21 protein-coding genes are annotated in these 22,833 nt (G+C 65.0%); 19 read left to right on the top strand and 2 right to left on the bottom strand.

Translation table 11 applies throughout. The annotated features are described in order from the left end of the window. The first annotated feature begins 32 nt into the window (after positions 1–32). The 18 genes from KXJ60_RS03435 to KXJ60_RS03350 all read left to right on the top strand — a co-directional run bounded on the left by KXJ60_RS03435 (position 33) and on the right by KXJ60_RS03350 (position 20,812). Positions 33–1,676: a 3-(methylthio)propionyl-CoA ligase gene (locus KXJ60_RS03435; protein ID WP_291124131.1), complete on the top strand. Its 1,644-nt coding sequence runs from the start codon at positions 33–35 to the stop codon at positions 1,674–1,676. Between the two features lie 121 nt (positions 1,677–1,797). Next, on the top strand, positions 1,798–3,033 hold the full coding sequence (locus KXJ60_RS03430; protein ID WP_291124129.1) for a branched-chain amino acid ABC transporter substrate-binding protein: 1,236 nt from the start codon (positions 1,798–1,800) through the stop codon (positions 3,031–3,033). Between the two features lie 169 nt (positions 3,034–3,202). Beyond that, positions 3,203–4,237: a branched-chain amino acid ABC transporter permease gene (locus KXJ60_RS03425; protein WP_291124126.1), complete on the top strand. Its 1,035-nt coding sequence runs from the start codon at positions 3,203–3,205 to the stop codon at positions 4,235–4,237. Positions 4,238–4,240: 3 nt separating this feature from the next. Then, a complete protein-coding gene (locus tag KXJ60_RS03420) occupies positions 4,241–5,533 on the top strand; it encodes a branched-chain amino acid ABC transporter permease (protein WP_291124124.1) in 1,293 nt (430 codons plus the stop codon). A gap of 2 nt (positions 5,534–5,535) precedes the next feature. Next, complete coding sequence (locus tag KXJ60_RS03415) at positions 5,536–6,318, top strand: ABC transporter ATP-binding protein (protein WP_291124122.1); 783 nt, start codon at positions 5,536–5,538, stop codon at positions 6,316–6,318. A gap of 82 nt (positions 6,319–6,400) precedes the next feature. Further along, a complete protein-coding gene (locus KXJ60_RS03410) occupies positions 6,401–7,096 on the top strand; it encodes an ABC transporter ATP-binding protein (protein WP_291124120.1) in 696 nt (231 codons plus the stop codon). A 262-nt stretch (positions 7,097–7,358) separates the two neighbouring features. Continuing rightward, on the top strand, positions 7,359–9,470 hold the full coding sequence (locus tag KXJ60_RS03405) for a 3-hydroxyacyl-CoA dehydrogenase NAD-binding domain-containing protein (RefSeq protein WP_291124118.1): 2,112 nt from the start codon (positions 7,359–7,361) through the stop codon (positions 9,468–9,470). A gap of 20 nt (positions 9,471–9,490) precedes the next feature. Then, the gene (locus KXJ60_RS03400) at positions 9,491–10,666 is read left to right on the top strand and encodes an acetyl-CoA C-acyltransferase (protein WP_291124116.1); all 1,176 of its coding nucleotides are present in this window, start codon (positions 9,491–9,493) and stop codon (positions 10,664–10,666) included. 162 nt (positions 10,667–10,828) lie between these two features. Next, positions 10,829–12,652 (top strand): acyl-CoA dehydrogenase, encoded by a 1,824-nt coding sequence (locus tag KXJ60_RS03395; protein WP_291124114.1) that lies wholly within the window; start codon positions 10,829–10,831, stop codon positions 12,650–12,652. Between the two features lie 43 nt (positions 12,653–12,695). Continuing rightward, a complete protein-coding gene (locus KXJ60_RS03390) occupies positions 12,696–13,487 on the top strand; it encodes an SDR family oxidoreductase (protein ID WP_291124112.1) in 792 nt (263 codons plus the stop codon). A 125-nt stretch (positions 13,488–13,612) separates the two neighbouring features. Next, on the top strand, positions 13,613–14,041 hold the full coding sequence (locus tag KXJ60_RS03385) for a PaaI family thioesterase (RefSeq protein WP_291124110.1): 429 nt from the start codon (positions 13,613–13,615) through the stop codon (positions 14,039–14,041). Between the two features lie 19 nt (positions 14,042–14,060). After that, positions 14,061–15,077, top strand: a complete 1,017-nt coding sequence (locus tag KXJ60_RS03380; RefSeq protein WP_291124108.1) for an NADP-dependent oxidoreductase — start codon at positions 14,061–14,063, stop codon at positions 15,075–15,077. 12 nt (positions 15,078–15,089) lie between these two features. Continuing rightward, a complete protein-coding gene (locus tag KXJ60_RS03375) occupies positions 15,090–16,142 on the top strand; it encodes a fatty acid desaturase (RefSeq protein WP_291124106.1) in 1,053 nt (350 codons plus the stop codon). Next, positions 16,126–17,793 (top strand): isovaleryl-CoA dehydrogenase, encoded by a 1,668-nt coding sequence (locus KXJ60_RS03370; RefSeq protein ID WP_291124104.1) that lies wholly within the window; start codon positions 16,126–16,128, stop codon positions 17,791–17,793. The genes KXJ60_RS03375 and KXJ60_RS03370 overlap by 17 nt, the downstream gene beginning before the upstream one ends. 116 nt (positions 17,794–17,909) lie before the next feature. Next, positions 17,910–18,845, top strand: a complete 936-nt coding sequence (locus tag KXJ60_RS03365) for a glutathione S-transferase family protein (RefSeq protein WP_291124102.1) — start codon at positions 17,910–17,912, stop codon at positions 18,843–18,845. Further along, the gene (locus KXJ60_RS03360; protein ID WP_291124101.1) at positions 18,842–19,300 is read left to right on the top strand and encodes a GNAT family N-acetyltransferase; all 459 of its coding nucleotides are present in this window, start codon (positions 18,842–18,844) and stop codon (positions 19,298–19,300) included. Before KXJ60_RS03365 ends, KXJ60_RS03360 begins: the two co-directional genes overlap by 4 nt. A gap of 31 nt (positions 19,301–19,331) precedes the next feature. After that, the gene (locus tag KXJ60_RS03355) at positions 19,332–20,237 is read left to right on the top strand and encodes an SDR family oxidoreductase (RefSeq protein ID WP_291124099.1); all 906 of its coding nucleotides are present in this window, start codon (positions 19,332–19,334) and stop codon (positions 20,235–20,237) included. Positions 20,238–20,251: 14 nt separating this feature from the next. Next, positions 20,252–20,812 (top strand): methylated-DNA--[protein]-cysteine S-methyltransferase, encoded by a 561-nt coding sequence (locus KXJ60_RS03350; RefSeq protein WP_291124097.1) that lies wholly within the window; start codon positions 20,252–20,254, stop codon positions 20,810–20,812. 43 nt (positions 20,813–20,855) lie between these two features. On the opposite strand, the gene KXJ60_RS03345 is transcribed toward KXJ60_RS03350, so the two are convergent. After that, the gene (locus KXJ60_RS03345) at positions 20,856–21,821 is read right to left on the bottom strand and encodes a hypothetical protein (RefSeq protein ID WP_291124096.1); all 966 of its coding nucleotides are present in this window, start codon (positions 21,819–21,821) and stop codon (positions 20,856–20,858) included. A 306-nt stretch (positions 21,822–22,127) separates the two neighbouring features. On the opposite strand from KXJ60_RS03345, the gene KXJ60_RS03340 reads away from it, so the two are divergent. Next, complete coding sequence (locus tag KXJ60_RS03340) at positions 22,128–22,361, top strand: hypothetical protein (protein ID WP_291124095.1); 234 nt, start codon at positions 22,128–22,130, stop codon at positions 22,359–22,361. A gap of 204 nt (positions 22,362–22,565) precedes the next feature. Here the strand turns inward: KXJ60_RS03340 and KXJ60_RS03335 are convergent, their stop codons facing one another. Further along, positions 22,566–22,829, bottom strand: coding sequence for a hypothetical protein (locus tag KXJ60_RS03335; protein ID WP_291124093.1), 264 nt, complete (start codon positions 22,827–22,829; stop codon positions 22,566–22,568). Positions 22,830–22,833: the final 4 nt, after the last annotated feature.

The following is a 22,833-nucleotide window of genomic DNA, read 5'->3' as shown; positions in this document are numbered from 1 at the left end:
CCACTTTTCACCCCATCGACAGGAGACTCCCCATGCTGGGCCAAATGCAGAGCCAACCCCTTCTGATTTCCACGCTGATCGTGCACGCCGAGCGGCACCACGCCAGCGGCGAGATCGTGTCGCGCCGCGTGGAAGGCGACATCCACCGCAGCAACTGGGGGCAGATCGCCGTGCGATCGCGCAGGGTGGCCAACGCGCTGAAGGGGCTGGACCTGGCTTTCGGAGACCGCGTGGCCACGCTGGCCTGGAACGGCTACCGCCACCTGGAGCTGTATTTCGGCGTCAGCGGCACCGGCCACGTGCTGCACACCCTCAACCCGCGCCTGCACCCCGAGCAGCTCACCTGGATCGTGAACCACGCCGAAGACAAGGTGGTCTGCTTTGACATGACCTTCCTGCCGCTGGTCAAGGCGGTGGCCGCCAAATGCCCCACCGTGAAACACTGGATCGCGCTGTGCGATGCCGACAAGCTGCCGGCCGACAGCGGCCTGCCCGGCCTGCAGAGCTACGAGGCCTGGATCGCGGACCAGTCCGACGTCTACCACTGGCCCACCTTTGACGAAAACTCCGCCTCCAGCATGTGCTACACGAGCGGCACCACCGGCAACCCCAAGGCCGCGCTGTACTCGCACCGCTCGACCATCCTGCACGCCTTCACGGCCGCTTTGCCCGACGCCCTCAGCCTGAGCGCGCGCGACAGCGTGCTGCCGGTCGTGCCCATGTTCCACGTCAACGCCTGGGGCCTGCCGTACTCGGCCGCCGCCACCGGTTGCAAGCTGGTGTTCCCGGGCCCGGCGATGGACGGCAAGTCCATCTACGAGCTGCTGGAGACCGAGAAGGTGACCATGGCCGCCGGCGTGCCCACGGTGTGGCAGATGCTGCTGGGCCACCTGCAGGCCAACAACCTGAAGTTCAGCACGCTCAAGAGCACCGTGATCGGTGGCTCGGCCTGCCCGCCGGCCATGATGAAAGCCTTCAACGACCAGTACGGCGTGGCCGTGATCCACGCCTGGGGCATGACAGAGATGTCGCCCTTGGGCACGGTGTGTTCGCTGAAAAACGCGCAGACGGCGCTGCCAGCCGAAGATCAGCACAAGATCCTTCTCAAGCAGGGCCGTGCCGTGTTCGGGGTCGACATGAAGATCGTGGACGACGCGGGCGAGGAGCTCCCCTGGGACGGCAAGGCGTATGGTGACCTGCTGGTGCGCGGCCCCTGGATCATTGCCAGCTACTACAAGGGAGAGGGCGGCGACCCGCTGCGCTACGACGCGCAGGGCCAGGGCTGGTTCCCCACCGGCGACGTGGCCACCATCGACCCCGACGGCTTCATGCAGATCACCGACCGCAGCAAGGACGTGATCAAGTCGGGCGGTGAGTGGATCAGCTCGATTGACGTGGAGAACATCGCCATGGCGCACCCGGCCGTGGCCATGGCCGCCTGCGTCGGCATGAAGCACCCCAAATGGGACGAGCGCCCCATCGTGGTGGTGGTGAAGAAGCCCGGCGCCGACGTGACGCGCGACGAGTTGCTGGCGTTTTACGAAGGCAAGACGGCGAAGTGGCAGATCCCGGACGACGTGGTCTTTGTCGATGCGATCCCGCTGGGCGCCACCGGCAAGATGCAGAAGATGACCCTGCGCGAACAGCTCAAGGGTTACGTGTTGCCAGGGGTCTGAGCGCACCATCAGGCGGCGTCTTGTCGCCTGCGTGATAGAGGCCCGGGCAATCCCCTACGTTGCACCGCACCAGATGCCCTTACGCTGCGTCTATTCGATTCGTCAACAAGGAGACATAGGTATGAAGCTGACCGTGAAGATGATCGCAGGCGCCGCCATGCTGGTGGCCGCTGGTGCCACGTTTGCCCAGGCAGGCGAGACCGTGAAGATGATCCGCATCGACCCCCTGACCGGCCTGCTCGGCCCAGTGGGCGTGAGCCAGATCAAGGGTTACCAGTTCTTTGCCGAGAAGTTCAGCGGCAAGGGCAACCCCGCCGGTGTGAAGTTCGAGGTCACGCCCATCGACAACAAGCTCAGCCCGGCCGAAAGCCTGAACGCCTTGAAGGCCGCCATCGACCAGGGTGCGCGCTACATCATCCAGGGCAACGGCTCTTCGGTGGCGCTGGCGCTGTCCGACGCGATCGAGAAGCACAACGCGCGCAACCCCGGCAAGGAGGTGATGTACCTCAACGACTCCGCCGTGGACCCGGACCTCACCAACAGCAAGTGCAGCTACTGGCACTTCCGCTTTGACGCCGACACCTCCATGAAGATGGAGGCCATGGCCAGCTTCATCGCCACCCAGCCCGACATCAAGAAGGTGTACTTCCTGAACCAGAACTACTCGCACGGCCACCAGGTCGTGAAGTTCGGCAAGGAAGCCCTGGGCCGCAAGCGCCCGGACATCCAGGTGGTGGGCGAAGACCTGCACCCGCTGGCCCAGACGCGTGACTTCGCTCCCTACATCGCCAAGATCAAGGCCTCTGGCGCCGACACCGTGATCACCGGCAACTGGGGTTCCGACCTGTCGCTGCTGGTGAAGGCCGCCAACGAAAACGGCTACACCGGCAAGTTCTTCACGTACTACGCCGGCGTCACCGGCACGCCGTCCGCCCTGGGCACCAACGGTGCCGGCCGCGTCTACCAGATCGCCTACAACCACTACAACATGGGTGGGCAGATGGACAAGTGGATGAAGGAGTTCAACCAGAAGTACAACGACGACTTCTACACCGGCTCCACCATCCGCATTTTTGAAATGCTGGGTGCCGCCATGGCCAAGGCCAAGTCGACCGACCCGGTGAAGGTGGCGGCCGCCATGGAAGGCCTCACGGTCAAGAGCTTCAACGGCGAAGTGCAGATGCGCAAGAACGACCACCAGCTGCAGCAACCGCTGTACATGTCGGTGTGGCAGAAGGCCGATGCCAAGTACCCCTACAGCCCCGAGAAAACCGGTATGACGCTGGCGCCCGTGGCTGAGTACCCGAACTATGTGTCGAGCACGCCCACCAGCTGCCAGATGAAGCGGCCGGGGTGAGGTAGCCCCCCCGCCGCGCTTCGCGCGACCCCCCACGGGGGGCGGCACTGGCGGCCCGGCAAAGCCGGTTCCGCTGTGCCTCTGGATGGGGCGAAGTGCGATGCAAGAGCCCGACACGGGGTGCCGTTTCGGGCTCTTTTACTTTCAACGATGAGGAAGGTCTGAGGGAATGGAGTTTTTCATCATCTCGATGCTGAACGGGCTGAGCTACGGGCTCCTGCTGTTCATGCTGAGCTCGGGGCTCACGCTGATCTTCAGCATGATGGGTGTGCTCAATTTCGCGCACGCCAGCTTCTACATGCTGGGGGCCTATGTGGGCTACACGGTGGCGCAGTTCGTGGGCTTCTGGCCTGCGCTGCTCATTGCGCCGATCGTGGTGGGGGCATTCGGCGCGCTGTTTGAGCGCCAATGCCTGCGCAAGGTGCACAAATACGGCCACGTGCCCGAACTCCTGGTGACCTTCGGTCTGTCGTACGTCATCGTTGAGCTCGTGCAGCTGATCTGGGGCCGCATCGCCGTGGAGTTCCGCCCACCCGCCGAGCTGCAAGGCCCGGCCTTCACGCTCATCAACCATTCCATCGATGGCCTGCGCCTGGTCTGGGGTGCTGCAGCGCCTGAAATGTGCAGCGCGGCCGACGCGGCTGTGCGCGTTGTGTGCTCGCCGTTCCCGGCCACGCGCGGCTTCATGATGCTGGTGGCGGTGATCATGCTGGCCTCGGTCTGGCTGCTGCTCACGCGCACCCGCATCGGCCTGGTGATCCAGGCCGCGCTCACCCACCCCGAGGCGGTGGAGTCGCTCGGCCACAACGTGCCGCGCGTGTTCATGCTGGTGTTTGGCGCGGGCTCCGCGCTGGCGGGCCTGGCCGGCGTGATCGGGGGCAGCACCTTCCTGACCGAGCCGGCCATGGCCGCCACGGTGGGCTCGGTCATTTTCGTGGTGGTGGTGGTGGGCGGCATGGGCTCGCTCTCGGGCGCGTTCGTGGCCTCGCTGCTCATCGGCGTGATCCAGACCTTTGCGGTGGCCTTCGAGTATTCGCTGCTCACGCTGGCCCAGCAGATCGGCCTGCCGCTGTCCGACGCGGTGGCCAACAACTCTTACGTCAAGCTCACGCTGTCCCAGGTCGCGCCCATCCTGCCGTACCTGTTCCTCGTGCTGATCCTGATCTTCCGCCCGCGTGGCCTGCTCGGCAAGCGGGAAGGCTGACCCATGACCACCCAACACTACGCATTCAAGCCCATCAATGTGGGGCGCTGGCTGACCTGGGGCCTGTTTGCGCTGCTGCTCATCGTGGCGCCACGCATCTTCACCAGTGGCCTGGCCATGACCGTGCTGTCCCAAATGGGCATCGCGATCATTGCCTGCCTGTCCTACAACATCCTGCTGGGGCAGGGCGGCATGCTCAGCTTCGGGCACGCGGTCTACACCGGCCTGGGCTCGTTCCTGGCGATCCACGCGCTCAACAGCGTGAGCGCCGGCAGCCTGCCGTTGCCGGTGTCACTGGTGCCCATCGTGGGTGGCCTGGCGGGTGTGGGCTTTGCCGTGCTGTTCGGCTACGTCACCACGCGCAAGTCGGGTACCACCTTCGCGATGATCACGCTCGGCCTGGGTGAGCTCGTCTTTGCGCTCTCGCTGATGATTCCCGAGTTCTTTGGCGGCGAGGGCGGCGTTTCGGGCGACCGCATGGTGGGCAAGCCTTTCATGGGCATCACCTTCGGCCCGCAGGTGCAGGTGTATTACCTCATCGCGGTCTACACCTTCATCTCGGTCGCGCTCATGTTTGCGTTCACGCGCACGCCACTGGGCCGCATGCTCAACGCCGTGCGCGACAACCCCGAGCGCGTGGAGTTTGTGGGCTACGACACCCAGCGCGTGCGCTACATCTCGTTCATCATCGCGGGCTTTTTCGCCGGCATTTCGGGTGGCCTGGGGGCGCTGAACTTCGAGATCGTCACCGCCGAGGTGGTGGGCGCAGCGCGTTCGGGCGCGTACCTGCTGTTCACCTTCCTGGGCGGCGCCACCTTCTTCTTCGGGCCCATCATTGGCGGCATCCTCATGGTGCTGGCGTTTGTGCTGCTCTCGGAGTTCACCAAGGCCTGGTTGCTGTACCTGGGCCTCATCTTCCTGTTCATGGTGATGTATGCGCCGGGCGGTATCGCCAGCCTGATCATGATGAACCTGCGCGTCGCCGCGTTTGGCCGCCTGCGCGAGCTGTGGGTGAGCTACCTGGCGCTGGCCGGCACCGCCATGGTGATGCTGCTGGGCGCGGGCGCCATGATCGAAATGGTCTACCACCTGCAGCTGAACACCACGCTCGGATCGGAGTTGCGCTTCCTGGGCGTGCCGCTGGATGCCCATGGAGTGGACAGCTGGGTGGGCGCCGCGCTGGTGGCGCTCACGGGCCTGGGCCTGTTCGAGCTCACGCGCCGCACCTTCCTGCGCGAGTGGGGCGCCATCCAGGAAGACATCGAGAAAGAAATCAAGCGGAGAGAAGCGCTGTGAGCATGAACGCACCATCGACCTATGCGCTGGAACTCAAGGACCTGCGCAAAAGCTTCGGCAAGACCGAGATCATCCGGGGTGTGAACCTGGCCGTGAACGCCGGCGAACGCGTGGGCATCATCGGCCCCAACGGCGCAGGCAAGTCCACGTTGTTCAACCTCATCAGCGGGCGCTTTGCGCCCACCAGCGGGGAAGTGCTGCTCAATGGCCAGCGCATCGACGGCAAGAAGCCTTTCGAGATCAACCGCGCCGGCCTCTCGCGCAGTTTCCAGATCACCAACATCTTTCCCAAGCTGAGCGTGTTCGAGAACCTGCGCTGCGGCGTGCTCTGGAGCCTGGGCTACAAGTACACGTTCCTGAAGTTCCTGGCCGATCTGGACGACGCCAACGAACGCGCCGAACAGCTCATGGACATGATCAAGCTCGACCGCAAGCGCGACGTGCTGGCCATGAACCTCACTTACGCCGAACAGCGCGCCCTGGAGATCGGCATCACCATCGCCGGCGGCGCCAGTGTGATCCTGCTCGACGAGCCCACGGCCGGCATGAGCAAGAGCGAAACCAGCCGCTTCATCAGCCTGATCAAGGAAGTCACGGTGGGCAAGACGCTGCTGACCGTGGAGCACGACATGGGTGTGGTGTTTGGCCTGGCCGACCGCATTGCGGTGGTGGTGTATGGCGAAGTGCTGGCCTTCGACACCCCGGCGGAGGTTCGCGCCAACCAGCGTGTGCAGGAGGCCTATCTCGGCTCGCACGTGGCAGACACCCAGGGAGCAGCCGCATGAGCCCCCACGTTTGCGGCCTTGCCGCTGCACTGCCCCCCACGGGGGCGCGGCCCTCCTTGGGGCGGCCCTGCGGAGTACCGACATGCTGAAAATTGAAAATCTTCACGCCTATTACGGCAAAAGCCACGTCCTGCATGGCGTGAGCTTCGACGTGCAACCCGGCGAGATCGTGGCGCTGCTCGGGCGCAACGGCTCGGGCCGTTCGACCACCGCAAAGGCTGTCATGGGCCTGGTCGACTGCCAGGGCAGCATCCACTGGAAGGGCCAGCAGATCATGGGCAAGAAGGCCTATGAGGTGGCCCACCTCGGCCTGGGCTATGTGCCCGAAAACCGCGACATCTTTCCCACGCTGACCGTGCAGCAGAACCTCATGCTCGGCCAGAAGGGCAGCGGCAAGGGCTCGCGCTGGAGCTTCGACGACATGTACGGCATGTTCCCGCGCCTGAAAGAGCGGCAGCACACCGAGGCCGGCGTGCTCTCGGGTGGCGAGCAGCAAATGCTCACGCTGTGCCGCACGCTCATGGGCGACCCGGACCTGATCATCATCGACGAGCCCACCGAAGGCCTGGCGCCCAAGATCGTGGAGCTGGTCGGTCAGTACCTGCAGACGCTCAAGAGCCGGGGCGTGTCGGTGCTGCTGATCGAGCAGAAGCTGACGATTGCCATGGCGATCTCGGACCGCGCGCTGGTCATGGGGCACGGCAGCATCGTGTTTCAGGGCACGCCGGAGAGCCTGCGGGCCGATCCGTACACCCGCAAGGAGTGGCTGGAAGTTTGAACGCCCCCCGCGCCGCCTGCGGCGTCACCCCCCACTGGGGGGCGATGCCTTTGGGCCGGCGTAGCCGGACCCTTGGCATCCTGGATAAGACATGCCCGCCGAGTGGCGGCTCTGGTTCAGTGGCTTCCGCATGAGACAAGCGTGCGACACCCTGGTCTTGCGGCGCCGCACAATGTTTCTAGAATCGAACGGTCGTTCTTTTTAGCGAAGAGCGTCACAGTCAACGCCCTCAGGCCCCGCCTGACACAACGAAGGAGCTTTCATGACCGCTGAGTACCAGGTCCACGGCGATGTGGCCGTCATCACCATGAACAACCCGCCGGTCAACGGCCTGGGCTTGTCCACACGGCAGGGCATCACCGATGGTCTGGCCAAGGCAGAGGCGGATCCCGCTGTCAAGGCGATCGTGCTCACCGGTGCCGGCAAGGCATTCTCCGGCGGGGCCGACATCCGTGAATTCGGTTCGCCCAAGGCGCTGGCCGAGCCCAACCTGCTGTCGGTGATCCTGGCGGTGGAGAACGCGTCCAAGCCGGTGGTGGCCGCCATGCACTCGGTGGCCATGGGGGGCGGCCTGGAGCTGGCCCTGGGTTGCCACTACCGCATTGCTGCACCCGGCACCAACGTCGCGCTGCCCGAAGTCAAGCTCGGCCTCATTCCCGGCGCAGGCGGCACGCAGCGCCTGCCGCGCGCCCTGGGCGTGGAGCCCGCGCTCAACATGATCGTCAGCGGCGAGCCCGTCAAGAGCGAAATGCTCGCGCAGGTGCCGGGCCAGATGCTGTTCAACAAGCTGTCGGCCTCGCCCGAGACCCTGGCTGAAGAAGCCCTGGCCCTGGCCCGCGAGATGGCGGCCAAGCACGCCGACGGCAGCGCGCTGCCCAAGGTGCGCAACCTGCCTTGCAAGCACCCGCTGGGCGATGCGTACTTCCAGTTCGCGCGCAACATGGTCAAGGGCATGAGCAAGAACTTCCCGGCACCGGCCAAGTGCGTGGACGCCGTGGAAGCCGCGACGAAGAAGAAGTTCGACGACGGCATGGTGTTCGAGCGCGAGATCTTCATCAACCTGATGTGGACGCCCGAGTGCCGTGCACTGCGCCACCTGTTCACGGCCGAGCGCGCCGCCAGCAAGATCCCCGATGTGCCGGAAGACACGCCCAAGCGCGAGATCGCGTCGGTGGCCGTCATTGGCGCAGGCACCATGGGCGGCGGCATTTCCATGAACTTCCTCAACGCCGGCATCCCCGTGAAGATCCTGGAGATGAAGCAGGAAGCGCTGGACCGGGGCGTGGCCACGATCCGCAAGAACTACGAAGCGCAGGTGAAGAAGGGCAAGCTCAAGCAGGACAAGTACGAGCAGCGCATGAGCCTGCTGTCGACCACGCTGAGCTACGACGACCTCGGCTCGGCCGACCTCGTCATTGAAGCCGTGTTCGAAGAGATCGGCGTGAAGGAAAAGGTGTTCAAGGAACTCGACCGCGTGATGAAGCCCGGCGCCATCCTCGCGTCCAACACTTCCACGCTCGATGTGAACGCCATCGCCAGCTTCACCCAGCGCCCGCAAGACGTGGTAGGCCTGCACTTCTTCAGCCCGGCCAATGTGATGAAGCTGCTGGAAGTGGTGCGCGGCGAGAAGACCGCCAAGGACGTCATGGCCACCGTGATGACCGTGGCCAAGAAGATCAAGAAGACCGCTGTGGTTTCCGGCGTGTGCGACGGCTTCATCGGCAACCGCATGATCGAGCAGTACGGCCGCCAGGGTGGCTTCCTGCTGGACGAGGGCTGCACGCCCGAGCAGGTCGACAAGGCGATGGAGAAGTTCGGCATGGCCATGGGCCCGTTCCGCATGGGCGACCTGGCGGGCAACGACATCGGCTGGGCAATCCGCAAGCGCCGCTACCAGGAAAAGCCGGACATGAAGTACAGCAAGACCGCCGACCTGCTGTGCGAAAAAGGCCGCTTCGGCCAGAAGACCGGCGCCGGCTGGTACGACTACGTGCCGGGCAAGCGCGACGCGATCCCGAACGCCGAAGTGGTGAAGATGATCGAGGACCACCGCAAGGCCCTGGGCATCACGCCGCGCAAGATCTCTGACGAAGAGATCGTGCAGCGCCTGGTGTACGCGCTGGTGAACGAGGCCGCGCACATTCTGGAAGAGGGCATTGCCAACAAGGCCAGCGACATCGACGTGGTCTACATCTTTGGCTACGGCTTCCCCGCGCACCGTGGCGGTCCGATGATTTACGCCGACACCGTGGGCCTGTTCAACGTGGTGCAAAGCATGAAGCGCTTTGCGAAGAACCCGCTGGACGACGCGAAGTTCTGGGAGCCAGCGCCGCTGTTGGCGCGCCTGGTCGCCGAAGGCAAGACCTTCAACTGAACAACTTTTAGGAATTCATCATGACCAACGCCGTCATCGTTTCCACCGCCCGCACCCCCCTGGCCAAGAGCTGGAAGGGCGCCTTCAACATGACCCACGGCGCCACCCTCGGCGGCCACGCGGTGCAGCACGCGGTCGCCCGCGCCGGCATCGACGGTGCCGAAGTGGACGACGTCATCATGGGCTGCGCCAACCCCGAGGGCGCCACCGGTGCCAACATCGCGCGCCAGATTGCGCTGCGCGCCGGCCTGCCCATCACCACCTCGGGTGTCACCGTCAACCGCTTCTGCTCATCCGGCCTGCAGACCATCGCCATGGCCGCGCAGCGGATCATTGCGGGCGAGGGCGACGTGTACGTGGCCGGTGGCGTGGAAAGCATTTCCTGCGTGCAGCAGGAGATGAACACCCACATGCTGGCCGACCCCTGGCTCGTGGCCAACAAGCCCGAGATCTACTGGAACATGCTGCAGACCGCCGAGCAGGTGGCCAAGCGCTACAACATCTCGCGCGACGCGATGGACGAGTACGGCGCCGCCAGCCAGCAGAAGGCCACCGCCGCGCTGGAAGCCGGCCTGTTCAAGGCCGAGATCGCCCCGATCACCGTGACCGCCGGCGTGGCCGACAAGGTCATGGGCCTCACCACCAAGAAGGTGACGGTCGAGAACGACGAAGGCATCCGCGCCGGCACCACCAAAGAAGGCATCAGCGGCATCCGCCCGGCCATGCCCGGTGGCGTGATCTCGGCCGGCAACGCCAGCCAGTTCAGCGACGGCGGCGGCGCCTGCGTGCTGATGAACGAAACCCTGGCCGAGAAGCGCGGCCTGCAGCCCCTGGGCCGTTTTCTCGGCTTTGCGGTGGCCGGCTGCGAGCCCGATGAAATGGGCATTGGCCCGGTGTTCGCCATCCCCAAGGTGCTCGCGCGCCTGGGCCTGAAGATCGGTGACATCGACCTCTGGGAGCTCAACGAAGCGTTTGCCGTTCAGGTCATCTACTGCCGCGACAAGCTGGGCATTCCGGGCGACCGCCTCAACGTGAACGGCGGCGCTATCGCCGTGGGCCACCCGTATGGCGTGTCGGGCCAGCGCCTGACCGGCCACGCGCTGATCGAAGGCAAGCGCCGCGGTGCCAAGCGCGTCTGCGTGACGATGTGCATTGGCGGCGGTATGGGCGCAGCCGGGGTTTTTGAAGTGTTGTGATCCCGCGCGCTGCGCGGGGCACAACACCCCCCCGCGCCGCTGCGCGTCACCCCCCGGAGGGGGGCAATGCCTGTGGACCGGCAAAGCCGGACCCACGGCATTTCTGGATGCAGGTGCGCATTCCGGATGCCGGTCCGACTTTTGCTGCGTGTTGGAGAACCCATGAGCCTTCGCCCGACGGTTGATTTCCTGCTTTACGACTGGCTCAACGCCCCGGCCCTCAGCGAGCGCGAGCGTTTCGCCGACCACAGCCGCGAGACGTTTGACGCTGTGCTCGACACCTGCGAGCGCATTGCCCGCGAAAAATACGCGCCATTCAACCGGCTGGTGGACACGCAGGAGCCGCACTTCGATGGCGAAAAGGTGATCCTGCCGCAGGCCACGCACGACGCGCAGAAGGCCTACGCCGAGAGCGGCATGCTGAGCGCCGCGCAGGACTACGACGTGGGCGGCATGCAGTTGCCCTACACGGTGGAGGCGGCGGCCAACGCCTTCTTTGCCATGGCCTCGGTGAGCATCGGCAGCGGCATGCTCACCACCGGCAACGCCAACCTGCTCATGGTGCACGGCACCGAGCGGCAGAAGCAGGTGTTTGCGCTGAATGAATTCGCCGGGCGTTTCTCGGGAACCATGTGCCTCTCAGAGCCACAGGCCGGCTCCAGCCTGAGCGACGTGGCCACGCGCGCCGTGCCCGATGGCGAAGGTTTCGAGAGCGACCCGCTCGGCCCGCGCTACCGGCTCAAGGGCAACAAGATGTGGATCTCGGCCGGCGAACACGAGCTCACCGAGAACATCATCCATCTCGTGCTGGCCAAGATTCCCGACGAGCACGGCAAGCTGGTGCCGGGCACGCGCGGCATCTCGCTGTTCATCGTGCCCAAGAAAATGGTGAACACGGAAGGCGAGCTGACCGGCGAACGCAACGACGTCGCGCTGGCGGGCCTGAACCACAAGTGCGGCTGGCGCGGCACCACCAACACGCTGCTGAACTTCGGCGAAGGCAAGTACCCGGTGAAGGGCGAGGCTGGGGCCGTGGGTTACCTGGTGGGGCAGGCGGGCAAGGGCCTGCACTGTATGTTCCACATGATGAACGAGGCCCGCATCGGCGTGGGCATGGCCGCCACCATGCTGGGCATGGCCGGCTACCACGCCAGCCTGGACTACGCGAAAAACCGCCCGCAAGGCCGGCCCATGGGGCCCGCTGGCAAAGACCCGGCGCAGCCGCCGGTGCGCATCATCGAACACGCCGACGTCAAGCGCATGCTGCTGGCGCAGAAGTCGTATTGCGAAGGCGCGCTGGCGCTGGAGCTCTATTGCGCGCGCCTGGTGGACGAGCAGCACACCGCCGACGCCGCCACCGCCGACGACGCGCGCTTGCTGCTGGAGGTGCTCACGCCCATCGCCAAGAGCTGGCCCAGCGAGTGGTGCCTGGAAGCCAACAGCCTGGCCATCCAGATCCACGGCGGCTACGGCTACACGCGCGACTTTCCGGTGGAGCAGTACTGGCGCGACAACCGCCTGAACATGATCCACGAAGGCACACACGGCATCCAGGCGATGGACCTGCTGGGCCGCAAGGTGCTCATGGAAGGTGGCAAGGGCCTGAGCCTGCTGGCCGGGCGCATCAACGACACGATTCAACGCGCCATCCACCTCCCCGAGTTCGCTGCCCACGCCAATGCGCTGGGCCAGGCGCTCGCCCAAGTGGGCGCCGCCACCAAGGCCGCCTGGGCCACGGGCGAACCCACCGACGCACTGGCCAACGCCGTGCCCTACCTGCAGGCCTTTGGCCACACGGTGCTGGCCTGGGTGTGGCTCGACGTGGCGCTGGCCGCGCACAGCGCGAGCGAGTCCGCCGCGCGCACCGGCCGCCTGGCCGCCATGCGCTTCTTCTTTCACTACGAGCTGCCCAAGATCGGCGCCTGGCTGCAGGTGGTGAGCAGCCGCGACCAGACCTGCGCCGCCTTGCCCGAAGACGCCTTTTGAGCCACGCGCTTCGCCCACTTTCGACCCCTACAGGAGACCACACATGACCCGCACCATTCCCCAACTCTTCGACCTCAAGGGCAAGACCGCCCTGATCACCGGCGGCTCGCGCGGCCTGGGCCTGCAGATGGCGCATGCGCTGGGCGAGGCCGGTGCGCGCGTGCTGGTGAGCTCGCGCAAGGCCGAAGACCTGGAGAGCGCCACCGCCGAACTGCAGGCCGCAGGCATCGACGCGCGCTGGATCGCCGCCGACTGCTCGAAAGAGGCCGACATCCAGCGTCTGGCCGACGAGAGCCTGCAGCGCCTGGGCGATATCGACATCCTGGTGAACAACGCCGGCGCCGCCTGGGGCGCACCGGCCGAAGACCACCCGGTGGACGCCTGGGACAAGGTGATGAACCTCAACGTGCGCAGCTACTTCATCCTGAGCCAGCTGATCGCCAAGCGCAGCATGATCGCGCGCAAGAGCGGGCGCATCATCAACACCGCCTCCATCGCCGGCCTGGGCGGCAACCCGTCGGGCATGAACACCATTGCGTACAACACCTCCAAGGGTGCGGTGATCAACTTCACCCGCGCGCTGGCCGCCGAGTGGGGCAAGTACGGCATCACCGTCAACGCGATCTGCCCGGGCTTCTTCCCGAGCAAGATGACCGTGGGCACGCTCAAGGCCATGGGCGAAGAAAAGCTGGCCTCGCACGCACCGCTGCGCCGCCTGGGCGACGACGAAGACCTGAAAGGCCTGACGGTGCTCTACGCCTCCGACGCCGGCAAGCACATCACCGGCCAGTGGCTGGCGGTGGACGGCGGCGTGTCCGTCATCACCGGCGGCTAGACACGGCCCACCCCTGCCGCGCTGCGCGCGACCCCCTCAAGGGGGCGGCACCTGCGGGCCGGAAGAGCCGGACCCGCGGTGCCCTGGGACAAGACACTTCTTTCTGCCAGTTGTATCGTTTGCCCATGAAATTCAGCGTTCGCATTCCTTTCGTCGAGCTGCTCGGCTTCGAACTCCAGAAGTTCGAAGGCGGAGAAGCCGAGATCACGTTCAACCCGTCTGAGGACCACCTGAACTCGTTCGACGTGGTGCACGGTGGCGCGAGCATGACGCTGCTGGACGTGGTCATGGCGCACGCGGCCCGCTCGGTGGAAGCCTCGATGGGCGTGGTCACGATCGAGATGAAGACCAGCTTCATGTGTGCGGCCAAGGGCCCGTTGCTGGCCAAAGGCCAACTGCTGCACCGCAGCGCCACCATGGCCTTCACCGAGGGCCGCATTTTTGACGCGTCCGGCAAGCTGTGTGCGCACGCCACCGGCACCTTCAAGTTCGTGGCCCGACTCCCCGTGGGCCCCGGGGGCGCCCAGCCCCTCAACCGCATTTCCACCGACTGACTTTTTCAGGAGACCCCTCATGCCCGCCAACCAGCAGATCCTTCTCGACAACCGCCCCCAGGGCGAGGCCACCGTGGCCAACTTCAAGCTGGTCACCACCCAGACCCCTGCGCTGGCCGACGGCCAAGTGCTCGTGCGCCACCACTTCCTGAGCCTGGACCCGTACATGCGCGGGCGCATGAACGACAGCAAGAGCTACGCGGCGTCGCAGCCGCTCGGTGAAGTCATGATCGGCGGCACGGTGGGCGAAGTGGCCGAATCGAAGCACCCCAAATTCCAGCCCGGTGACAAGGTCGTGGGCATGGGCGGCTGGCAGGAATACAGCGTGGTCGACGCGACCCAGCCCGGCGCGCTGCGCAAGGTCGACACCACCCATGTGCCGCTCTCGCACTACCTGGGCGCGGTCGGCATGCCCGGCGTGACCGCCTGGTACGGCCTGGTGAAAATCATCAACCCCAAGGCCGGCGACACCGTCGTGGTGAGCGCGGCCACCGGTGCCGTGGGCAGCGCGTTTGGTGCGCTGGCCAAGGCACGCGGCTGCCGCGCGGTGGGCATTGCCGGCGGCCCGGACAAATGCAAGTACGCCGTGGAAGAGCTGGGCTTTGACGCCTGCATCGACTACAAGCTGCACAAGGACGCCTGGTCGCTGGCCAAGGCGCTCAAGGACGTTTGCCCCAAGGGCATCGACGGCTACTTCGAGAACGTGGGCGGCATGGTGCTCGACGCCGTGCTGCTGCGCATGAACGCGTTCGGCCGCATCGCGGTGTGCGGCATGATCGCCGGCTACGACGGCCAGCCCCTGCCACTGGCCAATCCCGCGCTGATCCTGGTGAACCGCCTCAAGGTGGAAGGCTTCATCGTCAGCGAGCACATGGAAGTGTGGCCCGAGGCGCTCACCGAGCTGGGCACGCTGGTGGGCAGCGGCAAGCTGCGCCCGCGCGAAACCGTGGCACAAGGCCTGGCCGCCGCGCCCGAAGCCTTCATGGGCTTGCTCAAAGGCAAGAACTTCGGCAAGCAACTGGTCAAGCTGATCTGACGCGGACCCGCCATGAGCGCCGCGAGCCCGCGTGGTGAAGAGTTCCGCCAGGACCTGCGCGCCCCCGGCGCGCGCAACGCGCAGGCGCGGCGCCTGCTCAGCGCCGAAGAGCTGGCGCCACTGACCGCGCTGTCCACGCCGCGCTCCCTGCTGGCGGTGGGCCAGACCTTCGGGCTGATCGCGGCGGCCGTGGCGCTCGCCGTGCTCACCTGGCCCAGCGCCTGGATGCTGCTGAGCGTGCTGGTGATCGGCGTGGCGCAGCATGGGGTGTTCATCCTCGTGCACGAGGCGGCGCACTACCGCCTCTTTGCCGCGCGCTGGGCCAACGACGGCCTGGGCCGCTTCATGGGCATGGCCGCCGGCCTGTCCATGTGCACCTACCGTGTCACGCACCGGCTGCACCACAACCACCTCTACACCGAAGAAGACCCGGACACCGCCATCCACGGCGGCTACCCGCGCGGGCGCACCTACCTGCTGCGCAAGCTGGGCGAAGACCTGCTGGGCCTCAACGCCTGGAAGACCTACGCCTATTTCTTCGGCACGCCCGCCATCAACGACGACACGCGCCGCGAGATCCGCCCGCTGGACGACACCTCGCCTCAGCTGCGCGCCGCCGCCCGGCAAGACCGCTGGCTGGTGGTGGCGTTTCATGCCGTGGCGCCGCTGCTGGCGTGGGCGGCCGGTGGCTGGCAGGGCGTGCTGATGTGGGCCGTGCTGTGGTGGCTGCCGCTGCTCACGGTGCTCCAGCCCATCCTTCGGCTGCGGGCGATCTGCGAACACGGCGGCGTGACCGACCTGTCGTCGCCGCTCACGGCCGCGCGCTGCAACCGCACCTGGGGCACACCGGCCAACTGGCTGGGCCGCGCCGTGCTGTTTCCGCACCATGTGAACCACCACCTCGAACACCACCTGTACCCGGCGGTGCCGCATTACCACCTACCGCGCCTGCACCGGTTGCTGCTCGAAAAAGGCGCGCTGGACGCGGCCGAAGTGCGCGACCTGGCCGACACCTGGACGCTGATCTTTGCCCCGAGGAGGACCCGCGATGCCCGCCACGCATGACGTCTTCAACCAGCCCGAGCCGCTGGCCGATGTGAACCTGTTTGCCGGCAACCGGCCTCTGCAGGCCGCGCTGACGTTCAACGCCCCCGGGCTGGATACCGCGCCGCTGCTCGCACTGGGCGCCACCGTCGGCAGCGCCGACATGCAGCGTCACGCGCGCCTGGCCAACGTGCACACGCCGCAGCTCAAGACGCACAGCCGCTTCGGCCACCGCATCGACCAGGTGGAGTTCCACCCCAGCTACCACGCGCTCATGGCGCAGGCCGTGGGTGCCGGCCTGCACGGCACCGCGTTTTCGGCCCAGCAGCAGGTCACCGGCCACGCGCACCAGCTGCGCGCCGCCGGCTTCATGCTCTTCACCGAGCTCGAGCCGTCCATCCTGTGCCCCATCTCCATGAGCTACGCAGTCACGCCTGCGCTCAGGGACAACACGGCCATCTATCAGGACTGGGCGCCCGGCCTCACCAGCCGACAGTACGACCCCGAGCTCAAGGTGTGGCGCGAGAAAACCGGCCTCACCATGGGCATGGGCATGACCGAGAAGCAGGGCGGCTCGGACGTGCGCGCCAACACGACCCGCGCCGTGGCCGACGGCACCGACGCCTGGGGCCAGCGCTTCAGCGTCACCGGCCACAAGTGGTTCTTCTCGGCCCCGATGTGCGATGCGTTCCTGATCCTCGCGCAGACGGCCAGCGGGCTCAGCTGCCTCTTCCTGCCGCGCGTGCTGCCCGACGGCTCGCCGAACCAGCTCTTCATCCAGCGCCTGAAAGACAAGCTGGGCAACAAGGCCAACGCCAGCTCCGAGGTGGAGTTCGTCGACGCTACCGCCTGGCTGGTGGGCGAAGAAGGCCGCGGCGTGCCGCAGATCCTGGCCATGGGCACCATGACACGGCTCGACTGCGCACTGGGCACCAGCGGCCTGATGCGCCAGGCGCTGAGCCTCGCGCTGAACCACACCACGCAACGCATGGCGTTTGGCAAGCGCTTGATCGAGCAGCCGCTCATGAAAAACGTGCTGGCCGACCTGGCGCTGGAGTCTGAGGCGGCCACGGCACTGGCCCTGCGCCTGGCGCGCAGCTTTGACCGCGCAGGCGACGCGCACGAGCAGGTGATGACGCGCCTGCTCACGCCCGTGGCCAAGTTCTGGATCTGCAAACGCGGCAGCCACTTCGCCCAGGAAGCCATGGAGTGCCTGGGTGGCAACGGCTATGTGGAAGAGGGCGGCGAAGGCGTGATGGCGCGCATCTACCGCGAGATGCCGCTGAACTCCATCTGGGAAGGCGCGGGCAACATCATGGCGCTCGACCTGCTGCGCGCGCTGCGCAAGGCCGACGCCGCCGCCGCGCTCGCACAAGAACTCGCCCCCGCGCGCGGCATGCACCGCGCGCTGGACCACCTGGCCGAGCGCCTGCCCGCGCGCGTCGAGGAAATGGCCACCGAAATGGAAGCGCGGCGCCTCGCGCAAGACGTGGCCCTGGCCGTGCAGGCCGCGCTGCTGGCCCAGACCGCGCCCGCTGCCGTGTTCAGCGCGTTCTGCGATTCGCGCCTCGGTGGCGAATGGGGCCACAGCTTTGGCTCGCTCGGCGCCGGCGTGGACTTCGACGCCATACTCGAGCGCGCCATGCCGCATCCTTCGACCAGCCCACGATGATTGCAGCCCAGCACACCGTTCGGGCTGAGCCTGTCGAAGCCCTTGCCAACGCCTGGTTGAACCTTTCGACAAGCTCAGGGCGAACGGACATCACATCACACGGAGACCGCTGAACCATGCAAGACCTCATCCTTCACCACTACGCCACGTCCCCGTTCTCCGAAAAAGTGCGCCTGATGCTGGGCCACAAGCAGCTCGCCTGGCAGAGCGTGAACATCCCGCGCATCATGCCCAAGCCCGACGTGATCGCGCTCACCGGCGGCTACCGCCGCACGCCGTTCCTGCAGATCGGTGCCGACATCTATTGCGACACCGCGCTCATCAGCGACGTGCTCGAGCACCGCCAGCCCGCGCCCACGCTCTACCCCGACCACCTCAAGGGCGCGGCGCGCGTGCTCGCCCAGTGGGCCGACAGCACCTTGTTCTGGGCGGCCATGGGCCACAACCTCAGCCCCAAAGGCGCGGCCGCGCTCTTTGCCGGCCAGCCGCCTGAAGCCGCGCAGGCCTTCGCCGCCGACCGTGGCGCCATGCGCAGCGGCATGACCAGCCTGCGCCCGGGCGACGCCACCGCCGCCTACAAGAGCTACCTGCGCCGCCTCTCGACCATGGTGGAAACGCAGCACTTCCTGCTGGGCGATGCGCCTTGCGTGGCCGACTTCGCGGCCTACCACCCGCTGTGGTTCAGCCGCGTGGTGAACCCCGCCATGGCCGGTGTGCTGGACGCCACGCCGCACGTGCTCGCCTGGATGGATCGCATGGCCGCCCTCGGCCACGGCCAGATGAGCAAGCTCACCTCGACAGAAGCCATTGCCGTGGCCGCCGCCGCAGAGCCCGCGCCGCTCACCGACGACACGTTCCAGGACGACCACGGCATCGCCCTGGGCAGCCGCGTCACGGTGGCCGCCGAGGTGTTTGGCCAGGAGCCCACCGAAGGCATCTTGCGCGCGGCCACGCGCACCCGCTACACGCTGGAGCGCACCGACGAACGCGCCGGCCGGGTGCACGTGCACTTTCCGCGCATCGGTTTCGTGCTGAGGGAAGTGCGCGCTTGAGCTCTTCGACCCTGACCTGGCGCTGCCTGCCGTTTGATGCCCTGCACGCCCGCACGCTGTATGCCCTGCTGCAACTGCGCACCGAGGTATTCGTGGTCGAGCAAACCTGCGTGTTCCAGGACATGGACGGTGCCGACGCCCAGTGCTTTCACCTGCTGGGCGAAGGTGCCCGGGGCCTGGAGGCTTACGTGCGCCTCGTGCCCCCCGGCCTGAAGTACCCCGAGGCCAGCATCGGCCGCGTGGTCACGCTGCCGGCTGCGCGTGGCAACGGTCTGGGGCACGCGCTCATGAGCGAGGCGGTGCGGGCCTTGACCAGCCTGTGGGGCGCGCAGCCCATCCGCATTGGCGCGCAGGCGCACCTGCAAGCGTTTTACGGCCAGCACGGGTTTGCGCCCGCGGGGCCCATTTACATCGAAGACGGCATCGACCACATCGAAATGGTTCGGGCCGCCTGAGCTTTTCATTCCACACACAGGAGACAAAACCATGATTCAGGACTTCAAAGGCAAAACGGCCGTGCTCACCGGCGCGGGCTCGGGCTTCGGGCTGGAGTGCGCGCGCATCGGTGCGAAGCTGGGCATGAACCTCGTGCTGGTCGACGTTCAGCAAGACGCGCTGGACAAAGCCACCGCCGAGATCGAGGCCAGCGGCGTCCAGGTGCTGTCGCGCCGGGTGGACGTGTCCAGCCAGGCGCAGATGGAAGCCCTGGCCGCCGACGTGCAAAAGACCTTCGGCGCGCCGCACTTCGTCTTCAACAACGCGGGCGTGGGCTCGGCCGGGCTGATCTGGGAAAACTCCGTGCAGGACTGGGAATGGGTCATGGGCGTGAACGTCTGGGGCGTGATCCACGGCGTTCGCCTGTTCACGCCCATGATGCTGGCCGCCGCCAAGGCCGACCCGGGCTGGCGCGGCCACATCGTCAACACCGCCAGCATGGCCGGCCTGCTCACACCGCCCAACATGGGCATCTACAACGTGAGCAAACACGCCGTGGTGAGCCTCACCGAGACCCTCTACCAGGACTTGAAGCTGGTGAGCGACCAGGTCAGCGCCAGCGTGCTGTGCCCGTACTTCGTGCCCACCGGCATCAGCCAGAGCCACCGCAACCGCCCGGCCAGCATGGCCGACGAAAAGCCCACGCAAAGCCAGATGATCGGCCAGGCCATGAGCGACAAGGCTGTGAGCTCCGGCAAGGTGACCGCCACCGAAGTGGCGCAGCTGGTGTTTGACGCCATCACCGCCGACCGCTTCTACATCTTCAGCCACCCCCGCGCGCTGGGCAACGTGCGCGCGCGCATGGAAGGCATCGTCAACCAGACCAACCCGGCCGACCCATTCCACGAGCGCCCCGAGATCGGCGTGGGCCTGCGCGCAGCACTGCGCGCGGTGTGATGCCTGAGGCGGCGATGGGCGAGGGCGCTTACGCGCCCGGCCACACGCTGTTTTCCACCGCCATCGGCATGTGTGGCATCGCCTGGGCGCAGGGCACGGTGATCGCCGTGCAACTGCCCGAAGCCACGCCCGAACGCACCCGCGCACGCCTGTTGAATGACCTGCCGCGATCGGCCGAATCGGCTTCGCCGCCTGCCGCGGTGCAAGCCGCCATCGAGGGCATACAGGCGCTGCTCAACGGCGAGCCGCGCGACCTGCTGGAGGTGCCGCTGGACATGGACCGCGTCACGCCCTTCCAGCGCGATGTGTACGCCATCGCCCGCGCCATCCCGCCCGGGCAGACGCTCACCTACGGCGAGGTGGCCAACGCGCTGGGCGACCCTAGCCTGGCCCGCGCCGTGGGGCAGGCCCTGGGCCACAACCCGTTCGCCCCCATCGTGCCCTGCCACCGCGTGCTGGCGGCGGGTGGGCGATCCGGTGGTTTCTCGGGGGGCAATGGCGTGCCCACCAAGCTGCGCATGCTGCAGATCGAGCGCGTGCGCATCGGGCGCGAGCCTGGGCTGTTTGACGGCTGAAGACGTTTGAGCGTGGCAATCGGCGACGCTGCGCAGAACACTTCTACGCGCGTTCTGACCTTAACTTCATCAGATGAAGAATGGACCGGTGAAAGTCTTTCAACACCATTTTTCCCCACAGATCGCCGTACACCCTCAATTGCGATTTATTCACAAAGCGCGTTGTCAAACTCAACTTGGTGCTTCCATCCCGCATTCGAGTCAGATCATACCCACCGTCGATCAAATCGAAGTACTCGCCTCCTATCTCAACATGCCGATCAAGCGCCTCTCGCGGGACGCCTCCGCTTGGAATAACGAATCGATAATGCATGGCATTCGGCTCATCCCATTCGGTGATGACCTCTTGGAACCACACGTTCTTTTCCCAGTGACTGGTTCTGACACATCCCGCAGTATTGCAACGCATGTCCGCTGCAACAGGCTTTGGCAGACCTATAAAGTGAACAAAAGTCGTCCCCAGTTCCTCCGGTCGAATGTCGCGTACATTTCCGATCTGGGAAAAGACTCGCTCGGGCGAGGCAGAAATGTGAATGGTGTTTGTAACGCTCTGCACACTTTCGACTGGCGGCATAAAGCTCTCTACCGGTGCCAAGAGGAGTGGCAGGAGCGCAAAGGCAGCCACAGTTGATTTCGTTGCACGAAAATAGTTATGAAAAATGCCTGCAATAAAGCCCCCGATCAATGCGGCAACGATAAACACAGGCGCAACCAACACCAAGCAAATCAACCCTTCAAGCAGCGTTGCAAACATGGCGACCAAGAAGATGCTCATGGCCAGCAAAGCAACTATAAATTGTCTATAGAGTGAAATTGATTGTTGTCCTGCGCTTCGCAGAACAGCGATTGCACCGACAGAGAACGGGCAGACAATCAAGAAGGCAATGGAGACAATTTGAAGGAATGCGTGCAGCACCTTCCATTCAAAAGCGACCCTAACCAAAAGCCCATATGCAGCACCGGCCAGCACGGCGCCCAAAATACTTCTTTGCTTATGTCTTGGTGTCATAAATTGAGGTTAAACAAATTGGACTTGCGCCAGCTTTTGTTGACTTTTCGCTGGTGACTACGTCGCTTGTTGGAGTTTGCGCGGTCACCGCGCCGTTTCTGCCCCGCACTCATTAAACAATTTGTCGCCGCCGGTGTCTCCAGGGGGTGCAGGGCGATATGTTGATGCTGCCAAGGGCGTCTGTTTGGCCGTGATAGATCAGGGCGGGCAGCCAAAGACACGACGCCGCTGCATAACTCTCTATTCGATTTCGCCTGCACTATCTACGCGCAGTTGTCTTAGAGCCGTTGTCGCCACAGGACCAAGATGACGAAGACCAACGTCAGAATGGCTGTGACGATCAACATTGCAGAGTCAATCGGTGCAAAGGTTTCAGGTCTAAAAATGGGTGGAAACAACAAACTGGCAGGAACTGCCAAAAGAGCAATCAATTTGGATTGGGTAGACCAATATCATCAAGACCATAACACTCAAAAAGATCATGCGCCCATTCTGAAGAAATTGATAGTCATTTTGTTGGTTGTAGTAAATATACCTTAGTCCGAAAAAAGGTAGCGAACAAAAAACACCATCAAGATGACAGCTGTGAAGACAAGCAATTGAGACCTTTTAGACCTCGCCGGCATCCACACGCAGAGGGATTTCTTCCAATCTCTCGCGAATTTATTGGTGCAATTCATAACATCCCGCCACCCGACGTGAAATACAATGTATTGCAAGATTGCGGCCACTACCAGGCTTTATCTACATGAAGAGAATGAAGTATCCAGTGGTTAGTATAAACACCAGCAGGGAAAGTCCCGCAAGAAGCAATGCAACCCTTCTTGTGTAGTTCATCGCCGCAAAAGCCAACGACAAAAGTTGCAACTGTGCAGAAAATAGCCACCCCACACCCAGAGGAAAGGCCGCCCCAGGGCTTTGCCCGGAGGTAACGAGCCAGAAGTACATAAGATAGAACGACCAAATTAGCGAACCAAGTGAGAGCAAAATCGAAAGAACAAACAGCATAATG

The organism is Hydrogenophaga sp. (assembly GCF_019264445.1).
Taxonomy (GTDB): domain Bacteria; phylum Pseudomonadota; class Gammaproteobacteria; order Burkholderiales; family Burkholderiaceae_C; genus Hydrogenophaga.
The sequence above is the reverse complement of the archived record's forward strand: the minus strand, read 5'-3'. Positions and strand labels throughout refer to the sequence as shown.

Excerpts from the sequence above, each read along its gene's own strand:
- KXJ60_RS03435 (WP_291124131.1), top strand. The coding sequence starts at position 33 with ATGCTGGGCCAAATGCAGAGCCAACCCCTTCTGATTTCCACGCTGATC.
- KXJ60_RS03430 (WP_291124129.1), top strand. The coding sequence starts at position 1,798 with ATGAAGCTGACCGTGAAGATGATCGCAGGCGCCGCCATGCTGGTGGCC.
- KXJ60_RS03425 (WP_291124126.1), top strand. The coding sequence starts at position 3,203 with ATGGAGTTTTTCATCATCTCGATGCTGAACGGGCTGAGCTACGGGCTC.
- KXJ60_RS03420 (WP_291124124.1), top strand. The coding sequence starts at position 4,241 with ATGACCACCCAACACTACGCATTCAAGCCCATCAATGTGGGGCGCTGG.
- KXJ60_RS03415 (WP_291124122.1), top strand. The coding sequence starts at position 5,536 with ATGAACGCACCATCGACCTATGCGCTGGAACTCAAGGACCTGCGCAAA.
- KXJ60_RS03410 (WP_291124120.1), top strand. The coding sequence starts at position 6,401 with ATGCTGAAAATTGAAAATCTTCACGCCTATTACGGCAAAAGCCACGTC.
- KXJ60_RS03405 (WP_291124118.1), top strand. The coding sequence starts at position 7,359 with ATGACCGCTGAGTACCAGGTCCACGGCGATGTGGCCGTCATCACCATG.
- KXJ60_RS03400 (WP_291124116.1), top strand. The coding sequence starts at position 9,491 with ATGACCAACGCCGTCATCGTTTCCACCGCCCGCACCCCCCTGGCCAAG.
- KXJ60_RS03395 (WP_291124114.1), top strand. The coding sequence starts at position 10,829 with ATGAGCCTTCGCCCGACGGTTGATTTCCTGCTTTACGACTGGCTCAAC.
- KXJ60_RS03390 (WP_291124112.1), top strand. The coding sequence starts at position 12,696 with ATGACCCGCACCATTCCCCAACTCTTCGACCTCAAGGGCAAGACCGCC.
- KXJ60_RS03385 (WP_291124110.1), top strand. The coding sequence starts at position 13,613 with ATGAAATTCAGCGTTCGCATTCCTTTCGTCGAGCTGCTCGGCTTCGAA.
- KXJ60_RS03380 (WP_291124108.1), top strand. The coding sequence starts at position 14,061 with ATGCCCGCCAACCAGCAGATCCTTCTCGACAACCGCCCCCAGGGCGAG.
- KXJ60_RS03375 (WP_291124106.1), top strand. The coding sequence starts at position 15,090 with ATGAGCGCCGCGAGCCCGCGTGGTGAAGAGTTCCGCCAGGACCTGCGC.
- KXJ60_RS03370 (WP_291124104.1), top strand. The coding sequence starts at position 16,126 with ATGCCCGCCACGCATGACGTCTTCAACCAGCCCGAGCCGCTGGCCGAT.
- KXJ60_RS03365 (WP_291124102.1), top strand. The coding sequence starts at position 17,910 with ATGCAAGACCTCATCCTTCACCACTACGCCACGTCCCCGTTCTCCGAA.
- KXJ60_RS03355 (WP_291124099.1), top strand. The coding sequence starts at position 19,332 with ATGATTCAGGACTTCAAAGGCAAAACGGCCGTGCTCACCGGCGCGGGC.
- KXJ60_RS03350 (WP_291124097.1), top strand. The coding sequence starts at position 20,252 with ATGGGCGAGGGCGCTTACGCGCCCGGCCACACGCTGTTTTCCACCGCC.
- KXJ60_RS03345 (WP_291124096.1), bottom strand. The coding sequence starts at position 21,821 with ATGACACCAAGACATAAGCAAAGAAGTATTTTGGGCGCCGTGCTGGCC.
- KXJ60_RS03340 (WP_291124095.1), top strand. The coding sequence starts at position 22,128 with ATGACGAAGACCAACGTCAGAATGGCTGTGACGATCAACATTGCAGAG.
- KXJ60_RS03335 (WP_291124093.1), bottom strand. The coding sequence starts at position 22,829 with ATGCTGTTTGTTCTTTCGATTTTGCTCTCACTTGGTTCGCTAATTTGG.